Below are 11,971 nucleotides of genomic sequence, written 5' to 3' on the forward strand. Positions count from 1 at the left end.
TCTCACCTTTATGCTTGTATATTCTTATCCAGCAAATTGCACAGCAGTATTTGCATGTAAAAAAGCAGTATCAAAAACGGGAACAGTGAGATCATTTTGGGAGATGAGTAAAGGTATTTCAGTGCAGCCTAACAATATACCTTCAGCACCATTTTGAATTAATGATTTTGTAATTTGTAATAACTCTTCTTTAGATGTTTCTGAAATGATCCCTCTACTTAATTCATCTAATATGACATGGTGGATAAAAGTTCTTTCCTCGTCATTGGGGATAATTGTCTCAATGTTATATTTCGCTAATCGTGATTTATAGAAATCTTGCTCCATCGTTTGTTTTGTTCCTAATAGTCCGATACGTTTTATATTCTGTTCTACCATTTCTTTAGCACTTACATCACCAATGTGAAGAAGCGGGATAGATATTGCTTGTTCTACTTCCTCGGCAAATAGATGTACGGTATTTGAACACATTAATAAACATTCAGCCCCAGATTTTTCAACTTTCTTTGCAACTGTAACTAGTTCATTTTTCACTTCTTCATATTGATGGTTTTGTAATAAAGTAGTTACTTCACCAAAATCCATACTATATAAAACTAACTTTGCATTTTGATCGTATTGAGAGAGTGTAAGCGTATTAATATGTTTATAGTATAATGATGTAGATTCCCAACTTAATCCTCCAATCAAACCAATCACTTTCATAATGCATTCCTCCCGAAACGATTTTGAATTCATTATTTCACAATTCCGATAAGAATACAATGATTTAAATGCGCCATTTAACAAAAAATAAAAATAGTAAGAAAAGTGTTGAAATTTACACTTTTTAGTGCCATAATACGAATTACAAATTAATACTTATCCAGAGAGGTGGAGGGAACGGCCCTAAGAAACCTCAGCAACCCCTATACAATTTTATAGGAAGGTGCTAATTCCGCAGAGGACACGTTGTGTTTTTTGAAAGATAAGAGGATTCTTGAACGTGAAAGAAAATGACCTCTTATATAAGAGGTCATTTTTTGTTGTATAGAAAGGGAGTGTAGATGCATAATTCATTTTTAAATTAAATATAGAGTAATAAAAGTTGACTAATATGAGAGGGGAATTGTAATGAACAAATTATCAACAAAGTTAGTAGTAGCAATCGGTATTGGAGCAGCATTATACGGGATATTAGGACTTTGGGGATTTTCTATTGCACCGAATACATTTATTAAACCAGCATTAGCTATATTAACTGTTTTTGGAGCATTATTTGGTCCAGTGGCAGGACTCTTAATCGGACTTATCGGTCATACCGTAACAGATACGATTGCTGGATGGGGGATTTGGTGGGGCTGGGTTATTGGTTCAGGGATTATTGGTTTTTCGATGGGTCTTATTCAAAAAAGAGTTGGTTTTAGTGTGAAAAACGGGTCGTTTAACAAGGGGCATATTTCTTATTTAGCAATTACTGGGTTAGTTGGTATTGTCATTGCTATTATATTTGCTGGGGCATTCGATATTATTGTGATGGGAGAACCATTTGACAAAATTGTTATACAAGTATTAGGAGCAACAATTTCCGATGTTATCGTTTTCTTAGTAGTTGGATTGCCACTTACAATTGGCTTGACAAAATCTAATAAGAAACATACACATTTAAAAATTGAAAAGTAGGGATGTTAACATGAAACCAATTATTTCGTTTGAACAATTCACCTTTCAATATGGGCATGCTGCGCAGCCTACTTTAAGTGATATTACCTTTCATATATACCCTGGGGAAAAAGTACTAATTGCTGGACGAAGTGGTTCAGGAAAGTCGACATTAGCTCATTGTATAAATGGGCTAATCCCATTTTCTTACGAAGGGACTAGTACAGGTAACGTTTTAATTGCCGGTAAAGACCCGAGGGAAGGAAGTATTTTTGAACAAAGTAAGCAGGTAGGAACAATTTTGCAAGATCAAGATGCTCAATTTATTGGTCTGACAGTAGAAGAAGATGTAGCTTTTTATTTAGAAAATGAATGTGTAAAGCAAGATGATATGAAAAAGATTGTTTCGGACTCATTAAGAAAGGTGAAGATGCATACGTTTCATAAACAAAGTCCACATGAATTATCAGGAGGTCAAAAGCAAACAGTTTCTCTTGCTGGTTTATTAACAACAAATGCGGATATATTATTGTTCGATGAACCGTTAGCGAACTTAGATCCACTAAGCGCCGTACATACGATAGAACTTATGAAAGATATACATGAGCAATATAATAAAACGATTGTTATTATCGAACATAGGATAGAAGAAATTTTAAAGCTGGATTTAGACAAAGTTATATTAATTGATGAAGGTAAAGTCTTTGCAATAGGAACATCAAAAGAAATCTTAGCGTCAAATATATTGCCACGTATTGGCTTAAGAGAGCCTATTTACATCGAAGCATTAAAGAGATTACATTTTGATCGTAATAATGACGTAATATATCCAATGGAAAACCTTCAAAAAGAAAAGGTAGGCAACGTTCTAAAAGAGTGGATGGAGAAACAAGTCATATTAAAAGGTAATACTAAAAACAAGGAATTACTTAAAGTGGAGAATTTATCATTTTCATACCCTAATAAACAAAAAGTATTAGAAAATGTAAACCTTTCAATATATGAAGGAGAAATTGTGGCACTGTTGGGACATAATGGAGCAGGGAAATCCACATTAGCTCATAGTCTTATAGGCATAAACAAAATAAAAAACGGGAAAATCTTGTTAGAAGGTGAAAATATTAGTTCTTGGTCTATTCGTAAACGTGGGAAAATCATATCTTACGTGATGCAAAATCCAAATCATATGATTACACAGCCTACTGTTTTTGAAGAAGTTTCATTTACATTAACATTACATAATTTTTCTAAGGAAGAAATTAAGAATAGAGTAGAAGGAACTTTAAAAATTTGTGGTTTATATCCATTTCGTAATTGGCCAATTCAAGCACTAAGCTATGGGCAAAAAAAGAGATTAACAATCGCATCTGTATTAACAACAAATCCTAAGCTTATCATATTAGATGAACCGACAGCGGGACAAGATTATTATCATTATAAACAATTTATGTCGTTTATTAAAAAACTAGCTAAGAAGGGTATTTCATTTATTTTTATTACTCACGATATGAATCTCGCACTAGAATATGCAGACCGTGCAGTAGTTCTACATGAAGGGAAAATTATTGCGGATAATACAGTGTCTAATGTATTTGGTGATCAAGAAACGTTACAAATAGCTAACTTAAGAGAGAGTTCTTTAACCAAGCTTGTTAAATTTAGTGGGATTATATGTCCTGAAAAATTTATAGAGCTTTATTTAGACAGTAATAGGAGGGAGGAAGGTGCATAGTACATATTTTCATCGTATGGATGGGGTAGTGAAATTGTTTTTATTTATTTTTTGTATGACGCTTACTTTTTTGTTTTTTGATTTTCGGGTGTTGCTAATTTTATTTATTATTGGTTGTATTGGACTAGGCGTTGCTAAAATTCCATTTCGTAAAATTTTAATTGTTTTTAGTGTCATATTTACATTTAGTTTATTAAACTCTGTCATGATTTTATTTATTACACCAACTCATGGATCTGAATTAACTGAATCATATACCTCGTTTTTACATATTGGATATGCAACGATTACATATGAAACATTATTTTATGCAGCTACACTTTCATTAAAGTATTTTACGTTATTACCATTTACACTTCTATTTATATACACGACAGATCCAAGCGAATTTGTAAGTAGCTTAAGTAAACTTGGTATTCATTATAAGATTACATATGCAATAAATATTGCACTACGTTATATTCCTGACATCCAATCTGAGTATAAAATTATTAAACACGCGCAAGAAGCGAGAGGAGTGGCTTTTGAAAAAGGAGAAGCAAGTTTATGGGTTCGTATGAAGAATCGCGTTTTAATTTTCTGGCCTCTAATCATTCATTCTCTAGAAAGAATAGATACGGTTTCAAATGCAATGGATTTAAGAGGATTTGGAAAGAAGGATAAACGTACATGGTTTTATACAAGTAAGGCGAAACGTGAAGATTTCATCGCTTTATTTGCCGGTGTTTTCATATTCATTGTTGCGGTATATTTAAAATTAAACGTATTTCAAAACTTTTGGTATCCATTTTAAAGCACTCTTTAAACGAGTGTTTTTACTTATTTTTATGTAGACATGCTCAAAAAAGGGATATACACATAATGTATAATACGAACCAGTTAAAATGATCAACTACCTATTAGTTTTCAAACCAAAAGGAGGAGAAAATATGAGTTACGGTGGTTCTTGTGGTTTTGGTGGAGGTTTCGCTTTATTGGTTGTGTTATTCATTCTATTAATAATTGTAGGATGCAGCTGCTGGGGCGGAGGATACTAATTTTTAATTAGTCTTCACAAATGTAAACTAAAAAAACATTGAAGATACTTATGTATCGAAACAAATAAAAAAGGAGCAACTATGCTCCTTTTTTATTTGTTTAAATGCGTATTCTCACTATATTTCGGGAACGTAATCGTTAAAGTCGTTCCTTTACTAACGATACTTCGGATTTTTAAACTTCCATGCATCGTCTCAATAATCTTAACAGCAACCATCGTACCTAAACCAGTTCCTTTTGTTTTTGTACTAAAATACGGTTCACCGAATCGATGTATTTGCTCCTGTGACATTCCAACTCCGCTATCTTCAATTCGTATTTCAACTTTACTATTATTGATAGATGAGGAAATATTTAAGGTACCACCATTAGGCATTGCTTCAATACTGTTTTTTATTAAGTTTAAAAAACATTGTTGAAAGTGCTGTTTATTACCAACAATGGTTGCCTCAGAAAAATCCTGTGTAATATGTATCGTATTCATATTACACAATGGCAATATCATATTAATAACTCGATTTAACTCTTGTTTTACTGAAATTTGATCTAATTTTTCTGGAGCAGGTTTGGCAAACGTTAAGTAATCATCGATAATTTCTTGGGCACGATTTAACTCTTCAAGTATATGTTTAATATATTCGTCTCTTGATTCAGGAGTTAAATTTGGTGTTTTCAAAAGCTGTGTAAATCCTTTTACAACCGTTAAAGGATTCCTTACTTCGTGCGATATACTTGCAGCGAGTTGGCTAACAATCTCCATTTTTTCCATTTTAATTAATTTTGAGCGCATTAATACAGCATCTTTTATAACTTCATTTATATAAACAATAAATAACATTAAAGTAGTCGGTAATACCATGAAATAAATAATATACAAATTATTCACTTCAAAATCTGATAAAGTTAATACAATTACAGTTGTAAATATTGCTAGGAAAAAGGTTAAAAACATGGAAAAAGCTACTTTAAGCTTTCTATTATATGTATTAAATTTTGAAGATGCGAGTGCTGTAACGATGAACATTATTCCGTAAACAACGACTGTCAGCATATTAAAGCCATAAAATATAAATCTTGTAATTAATAAAATTGTAAACAATATGATACCGACAGGAAATCCACCATAAAGAGTACCTATTATGACCGGAATTTGTCTTAAATCATGAATACAACTTTCATCCATATAGATAGGGTATCGCATACATAAAATAAGCGGGATACTAGAACAAAGGGTAATCAGTAATATTTTGTATTTTTTCAAATAATGCCTGCTATCATATATGAAATAAAAAACAAATATACTACATAAAATGTATAGAAGATTATTTAATACGTTTTGATTAATATAAACAAAGTCCATAATATTTGCCTCGTTATTCAAAATTTACTTAACATATGTATTATACATGATAACATATGTTAAAGTGAATAAACCTTGTTAATACAAGATTTGTTTGGCTTTTTGTTATAAAATACAAACAGTTTGCAAACGTTAACTATCCAATGATACTTTTACCAAAATTTTTTACTCCCTCTTCCTGTATGTTCGATAAAACATGAGAATAAATACTAAGAGTTAATGAAATGTCAGTATGACCTAATCTCTCACTGATAATTTTAGGGTTAACTCCTTGTTTCAATAGTATAGTTGCGTGTGTATATCTTAAATTATGAGTTTTAATTTTTTTCACTGCTGCATTTTTGATTTCTTTATAAAAATTTCCCTGAAAGCATTTCTGTATAAACCCCCAACCGATTTATTACAATTAATTAAATCTAAATCTTGATAAGCAGAAACCATTCGTAATTAGAAACGTTTGGATGAGATTCTAAATAAATATAAAAATACTAAAGGAGAGTAAGCTATGAAAAAACAGGTGTTGCAAGAAAAGTGGACGCGCTAGGTCGTGTAGTAATTCCAGTAAGGGTTTATTTGGGAAGTGGCTTTAAAACTGATGTTGTCGAGTACATGCGGTAGTAAAAGGGAGATGGACATTTGAAAAAAGTAGAAATTGATGTTGGTAGCAACAAACTTTTAATAGTGAAGGGCGGAAATGTAACAGTAGTCAATCCACCAATGAGTGGATTTGGTGAGCAAGTCGCGGTTTGGATAAACGGTAAAGTTGATCGTGTAGATGTGAAGTGAAAATCGTAATAAAAAAGGGCCATGAGTGGAAAGGCTCATAGCTCTTTGTATAAGAGTAATAATTTTATAGGTAAATATTATAATATAATTCCAAAAAAATCAATTTCAGTAAAATGATTGGTATTTGATTTGGATTTTATAGAAAGAGAGCAGCTAACAACAGCTAGCGGCTCGGCAGGTTCTGTAAGACAAAACAGAAAAGAATATTAACAGAATATAGAGGTTTATCCTGGTTGTTTGAACGTAGTTAAAGAAAGAATATCACATACTATCAATGTTAATAAAAACTATCTGTGGCTTTCATTTCTTTATTTTATTCACAAATAGTTCCAGTAGCTATTCCGGTTGGAGCGACACCTACTGGGATATTAGTGATAACAGTATTCGTAGCAATATCAATAACGGAAACAGTATTACTAGCTTGATTTGTAACATATGCTCGAGTGCCATCAGGTATGATAGTTACTTGATCAGGGGATAAACCAACAGAAATTGTATCAATCACAGTATTTGTCGCCACATTTATTACAGATACATTATTGCTAACTTTATTTACAACGTATATAAGATTTCCACCCGGTGTAATATCTATACCAACAGGTTCGGTACCTACGTTAATTGTATTAATAACTGCATTGGTAGCGGTGTTAATAACAGAAACAGTATTGCTATTTTGATTTGTGACATAAGCACGAGTACCATCTAGTGTGAAGACGATTATTCTAGGACGAATACCGACAGGAATGGTAGCGATAACTGCATTGGTAGCAGTATTAATAACAGAAATTGTGTTGCTTAATTCGTTTGCAACATATGCAAAGGTCCCATTTGGTGAAACAGTGATTCCTTGTGGAGCGAGGCCAACAGGAATGGTAGTGATAACTGCATTGGTAGCTGCATTAATAACAGAAACAGTATTATTACCATGATTTCCAACATAAACCGTTGTGTTATCTGGAGAAACAGCTACACCGATTGGATCAGTTCCAACGGGAATGGTAGCGATAACAGTATTCGTAGCAGTATCAATAACGGAAACGGTATCAGAAAAAATATTAGTAACATAGGCACGAGCTCCATTTGGTGAAACCGTTACTTCAAGTGGTGCATTACCTACAGTAATTGTATTAACTACTATATTTGTTCCGGTGTTAATTACAGATACTGTATCATTTGTAGGGTCATCTATGAGTCCTGCATTTGTAGCATATACTAGGAAATTACATGCAGGTCCGGTTGGCCCAGTAGGTCCGGTCGGTCCAGTAGGTCCCGGTGGACAATCACAATCTCCGGTAGGTCCCGGTGGTCCTTCCGGCCCTTGGATTCCTTGCACACCTTGAGGTCCAGTGGCTCCTGGTGGTCCTTCCGGCCCTTGAATTCCTGGCACACCCTGAAGTCCAGTGGCTCCTTCCGGTCCTTCCGGTCCTTGAATTCCTTGTACACCCTGAGGTCCAGTGGGCCCTTCCGGTCCTTCCGGTCCTTGAATCCCTTGGATACCCTGAGGCCCAGTAGGTCCCGGTGGTCCAGGAATTCCCATTCCGGTCCCTGAACCAGTAGGCCCAGGTGGTCCTGGTGGTCCTTGAATCCCTTGTACACCTTGAGGTCCTTCCGGTCCTTCAGGTCCTTCAGGCCCCTGAATTCCTTGTACACCTTGAGGTCCTTGAGTCCCTTCAGGCCCTTCCGGTCCCTGAATCCCTGGCACACCTTGAGGTCCTTCAGGTCCTTCTGGTCCTTCAGGCCCCTGAATTCCTGGCACACCTTGAGAACCCTGAGCGCCTCTAGGTCCAGGAAATCCTCTAGGTCCAGTGGCTCCAGTCGGCCCCGGTGTTCCGATGTTACTTAATAGCGAACTATTTAAGATTCCTTGTAAAATTAAGTTGAATGTTTGCTGTAATAAGGGGTCCAATATATTTGAACAACTTATAAGTGAAGACAAGCTTTGGAATAGAAATTGGAATAATGCTGAGATTTGAGTGAGAGATGCGGTAGGTAAAGAATTAATTAATTGATTTATAGTTCTTATAACTAAATTTCTATTTGGTGTATTTGGTTGTACTGCTATTAATAAATCATTTAATGCCTGTAATGCTGATTGGAGTATTTGTATAGTTGTTGGATTTGGTGTTGTGAAAAAAGAAAGGATGGCTTGATTTAATTGATTTATTATTTGCAATAATTCTTGTTGTTGAGCATTCGAGAAAAAAACAGGTGTACAGCAATTACTTTGATCACAAGGGGATATAGAAACAAAGCAGGGTTGCTGAAATTTATCACACGAATTTGATTTTCGATTATATCTCATAAATACCTCCTTTAAAAAATTAAATGTTAAGTAATTTTTGGTAAATTATTAGCAACTGAATTTGTAGGTATATTTTTAATTGAAATGTTTTTTCCTTCAAAGTATATGCCAATAAAATTGAGGTGTTCATATGGGGGATATAGCCAATACTTGGTTGCTAGGAGGAAATTGTAATCATAGGAAAGGAAATGAAGGTTACAAAGTTTATAGAAAAACGATTGTATTTTAAAAAAGCGTTATTGTAATAAAAGTTGAAGTTTATTAAAAAGAAGGAATGAAGGAAGATGTAAAAGATTTTGAAAGATCCATAAAAAAAGAATTCAGTGAAACTCTGAATTCTTCTACACGTATTTTTATTTGTTAATCCATTTAGAAATAATAGGAATTTGTTGTGCCTATTAAAATATGTACTGTTGGTAATTATAACATGAAAATGGATTGTAATAGAATAATGCATTAAAAAGAACAAGTAATAAATTAAACAAATGCTTTATTTTGTTATAGATAAATAGGTGACTCAGCAATTGTGCTAGCCGAGTCACCTAGTACTATCGAACCAAATAATGTTCTTTTTCTATATGTAGTTATGTTGAGTTCCTAGAGGCTAGCCCAAAAAACAGTTAAAGGACAAAGAAAATCATAGTAGAGAGTTTTACATTTCATTATGTCAATGCTACAACAGCAAGAGTTAAGCCCAACGTATTTAATGTATTAGAATATGGTCCTACATTTACAGTAAGAGTACTTGTTATACCTGGAGGTGTAGTGAAAATTGCGGGGGCTGATACAGAAGTGAATCCGGCTGTATATCCTAGAGAAGTACCTGATCCAATGATTGGATTATTATTCAGATACATAGTGATACCTGCCGAATTACCTCCTGGTTGAATGATAACTTGCACTTCATAGATTGCCAAATAGGTTCTTCCACCTTCAAGTAAAACAGTTGTTGGTGGTGTGAATGAGATTGCCGTGCCATTAGAATTTACCACAGTATCTAGTGGAATCGCAGAGTTTACAGAAACTATTGATGGGGTAGTCTGAACAACATTTAAACTGTTAGCCGTGGGAGATGGACAAGAACAAGGTTTGTGAATGTTAGAGTTGTTATCATTTTGATAATTCACAAATAATCAAGCTCCTTTACTTAAGATAATTTTTTATCCTATATAAAACGTAGCTTTTTTGTATCTAAGTTATTTTTAATAAGTTTTTAAAGATAATTCGAATATTATTGGTCAGTCAACTCTTAAAAGTATTTGATACTCTGGAATTTAAAAGTGCATCTGATAAATATATATGAATGTTTTTTAAGGACATTACTGTAAGTTAGGAAACATAATAAAATCGTTATTTTAATAAAAAACGGGAAAATGAGGGGAGTAAAAGGAAAAGAACCCTTTATATAAAGGGTTTTTCTGGTGATTTAATCTATCAATTACATTCTTGGTAATATTTATCACATGAATCGTTATTATCGTTACAGCATATACAAAATGTTTTTTGAACAAATAAACTAACTACACTAGTAGAACCTTCCTGCTTTGTAAGAGTAAGACTTTGAAAATCTTCAACTTGAAATATTTTTGTTTGAACAGGTTGTAATGTAGTAGTAATTGGTACGCTAGATCTTCTTGTTAGAATAGTTACTTGAACGGGTGCACTCATACCGACAACGAATAACTGAATTAATGTTTTGTTATGATTGTTTGTAAAATCCTCAAATACAGTTTGTGGAGCGGTGGTTTCAAGGAAAACTGACACAGGTATATTTCCATTTTCATTTTCTGCAGAACCAGCTATCGTATGAGTTTCAATAAAACAGTTATTTTTTTGATTGTTGGAATGTGATTGGTTTTTATAATATTTTTTACCATCTTTATAAAAGTAATCAGCCATATGAATTTAAAGCTCCCTTCTTTTAAATATCTATATAGTCTATTTAATAAAGTGAAGTAGTGCTTGTACAACATAATAAAATCCGCTCTCGTAATGATCTAAAAATGTTATTTGGAAATTAAAGAGCGCCATTCAAGGCGCTCTCGGATAAACATTAATATTGAAAAAGAATACCACATTATATTTTATGCATGTTCTTAATAAATGTGTAGTTTTTTAGCAAAATCCTTATTTGAAAACAAGAAGCCCTAGAGTTAGGGCTCTAGGGCTTCTTATTTTGGTATTCTCACATGGTTTTTCAAAAAGAATAGAACATATTGAAGATAACATGTGAATGTTTCATAAATGTATCAAAAAAGTGAACAAAATTGCTAGTGGAGAAGAAGCAGAAATGAAGTTTCTAATACGTAAGTACGTGAAAGGTATTATTTCCAATGAATAAAATGCGCATGGGACACCTAATCATTATTTTATCGGGGGAAAAGAATATGTTATGAACTTGGTTGAATGAAAAAATGAAAATTTTACTTTTAGAGTGAAACTAAACAAAAACGCTATTTTATTAGAAAAGGAGGATGAAAATGGAGGTCCAGTTAATTCACAAATAAACATATAAAAGTCAGTATGATTTAGAAAATGCAGTAGAAAAATTCTACGATAGTCTCCCAGAAGAATTCGGAATGTTAGAGGACGAGGATATCAAGAAATTTGATCATATAAGCGGAGTATTTGAGGCGACGGCCGTAATGAAGAATGGTTTGAAATTGAAGGTAGAAATATTCTTTGCGGATTGATGCAGACGAAGATGAATCATGAGTTTGTAAAGCTTATCAAGTAGCTTAATAAAAACTTCATTTGAAAGGAAAGTAATCAAGGTGGAAGTTCAATATGATGCGCAGGGCCGAATGAAGTATCATCCCGATTACCATCCGAATCATAAGAAGCCGTATACAACGAAAGGATTAGCCTACATATATAAGTATTATGGATTCGGAAAGGTGAAGGAAATTGCTTTAGCATTAGGAAGAACGGAATTAATGATAAGGCAGCTAGTAAATACTCTCAGGAAGGAATGTTTGAAAAATATAAAACTATAGGTGAGTAATTACAATAAAAATTTCATTTTATAGAAATAAAAACCCTAGTTTCCTAGGGTAATGGTATAACAGCCAAATATATTTTATTCGTTTATATCGTAACTTAATATTACGTT

Annotated in this window: 11 protein-coding genes, 2 pseudogenes and 1 riboswitch; of the genes and pseudogenes, 7 read left to right on the plus strand and 6 right to left on the minus strand. The window is 33.3% G+C overall.

Annotation, left to right across the window (positions count from 1 at the left end; translation table 11 throughout):
- Positions 1-24: 24 nt before the first annotated feature.
- A complete protein-coding gene (locus QCI81_RS00200) occupies positions 25-705 on the minus strand; it encodes an aspartate/glutamate racemase family protein (protein WP_053564339.1) in 681 nt (226 codons plus the stop codon).
- Positions 706-858: 153 nt separating this feature from the next.
- Positions 859-974: riboswitch (SAM riboswitch) on the plus strand.
- A 139-nt stretch (positions 975-1,113) separates the two neighbouring features.
- Here QCI81_RS00200 and QCI81_RS00205 point away from each other — a divergent pair.
- From QCI81_RS00205 to QCI81_RS00220, 4 genes are all read left to right on the plus strand, one after another.
- Positions 1,114-1,662, plus strand: a complete 549-nt coding sequence (locus tag QCI81_RS00205) for an ECF-type riboflavin transporter substrate-binding protein (RefSeq protein WP_071730394.1) — start codon at positions 1,114-1,116, stop codon at positions 1,660-1,662.
- A 10-nt stretch (positions 1,663-1,672) separates the two neighbouring features.
- The gene (locus QCI81_RS00210; RefSeq protein WP_071730392.1) at positions 1,673-3,373 is read left to right on the plus strand and encodes an ABC transporter ATP-binding protein; all 1,701 of its coding nucleotides are present in this window, start codon (positions 1,673-1,675) and stop codon (positions 3,371-3,373) included.
- Entirely contained in the window at positions 3,366-4,166 is an 801-nt protein-coding gene (locus QCI81_RS00215) for an energy-coupling factor transporter transmembrane component T family protein (protein WP_071730390.1), read from the plus strand. The genes QCI81_RS00210 and QCI81_RS00215 overlap by 8 nt, the downstream gene beginning before the upstream one ends.
- 136 nt (positions 4,167-4,302) lie before the next feature.
- Complete coding sequence (locus tag QCI81_RS00220; protein WP_000120182.1) at positions 4,303-4,410, plus strand: YjcZ family sporulation protein; 108 nt, start codon at positions 4,303-4,305, stop codon at positions 4,408-4,410.
- A gap of 92 nt (positions 4,411-4,502) precedes the next feature.
- Here the strand turns inward: QCI81_RS00220 and QCI81_RS00225 are convergent, their stop codons facing one another.
- Positions 4,503-5,771 carry a sensor histidine kinase gene (locus QCI81_RS00225; RefSeq protein ID WP_053564335.1) on the minus strand — a complete coding sequence of 423 codons (1,269 nt, stop codon included), beginning with the start codon at positions 5,769-5,771 and terminating at the stop codon, positions 4,503-4,505.
- Between the two features lie 136 nt (positions 5,772-5,907).
- Positions 5,908-6,102 (minus strand): tyrosine-type recombinase/integrase, encoded by a 195-nt coding sequence (locus tag QCI81_RS00230; RefSeq protein WP_071730388.1) that lies wholly within the window; start codon positions 6,100-6,102, stop codon positions 5,908-5,910.
- 305 nt (positions 6,103-6,407) lie between these two features.
- Here QCI81_RS00230 and QCI81_RS00235 point away from each other — a divergent pair, with 305 nt between their 5' ends.
- Positions 6,408-6,557 (plus strand): DUF3954 domain-containing protein, encoded by a 150-nt coding sequence (locus tag QCI81_RS00235; RefSeq protein ID WP_000754941.1) that lies wholly within the window; start codon positions 6,408-6,410, stop codon positions 6,555-6,557.
- Between the two features lie 313 nt (positions 6,558-6,870).
- Here QCI81_RS00235 and QCI81_RS00240 read toward each other — a convergent pair whose 3' ends face one another.
- The 3 genes from QCI81_RS00240 to QCI81_RS00250 form a co-directional block, all read right to left on the minus strand.
- On the minus strand, positions 6,871-8,859 hold the full coding sequence (locus QCI81_RS00240; protein ID WP_353810586.1) for a YVTN family beta-propeller repeat protein: 1,989 nt from the start codon (positions 8,857-8,859) through the stop codon (positions 6,871-6,873).
- A gap of 662 nt (positions 8,860-9,521) precedes the next feature.
- Positions 9,522-9,986 (minus strand): hypothetical protein, encoded by a 465-nt coding sequence (locus QCI81_RS00245; protein WP_001109242.1) that lies wholly within the window; start codon positions 9,984-9,986, stop codon positions 9,522-9,524.
- A gap of 307 nt (positions 9,987-10,293) precedes the next feature.
- Positions 10,294-10,758 (minus strand): exosporium protein D, encoded by a 465-nt coding sequence (locus QCI81_RS00250; protein ID WP_071732191.1) that lies wholly within the window; start codon positions 10,756-10,758, stop codon positions 10,294-10,296.
- A gap of 581 nt (positions 10,759-11,339) precedes the next feature.
- Here QCI81_RS00250 and QCI81_RS00255 point away from each other — a divergent pair.
- Together QCI81_RS00255 and QCI81_RS00260 are read left to right on the plus strand one after the other, a co-directional pair.
- Positions 11,340-11,574: pseudogene (locus QCI81_RS00255) on the plus strand (hypothetical protein).
- A 59-nt stretch (positions 11,575-11,633) separates the two neighbouring features.
- A pseudogene (locus QCI81_RS00260) lies at positions 11,634-11,863 on the plus strand (DNA-entry nuclease).
- Positions 11,864-11,971 lie beyond the last annotated feature (108 nt).

Origin of the sequence: Bacillus cereus group sp. MG20 (assembly GCF_040459885.1) — a bacterium.
GTDB classification, from domain to species: Bacteria; Bacillota; Bacilli; order Bacillales; family Bacillaceae_G; genus Bacillus_A; species Bacillus_A cereus.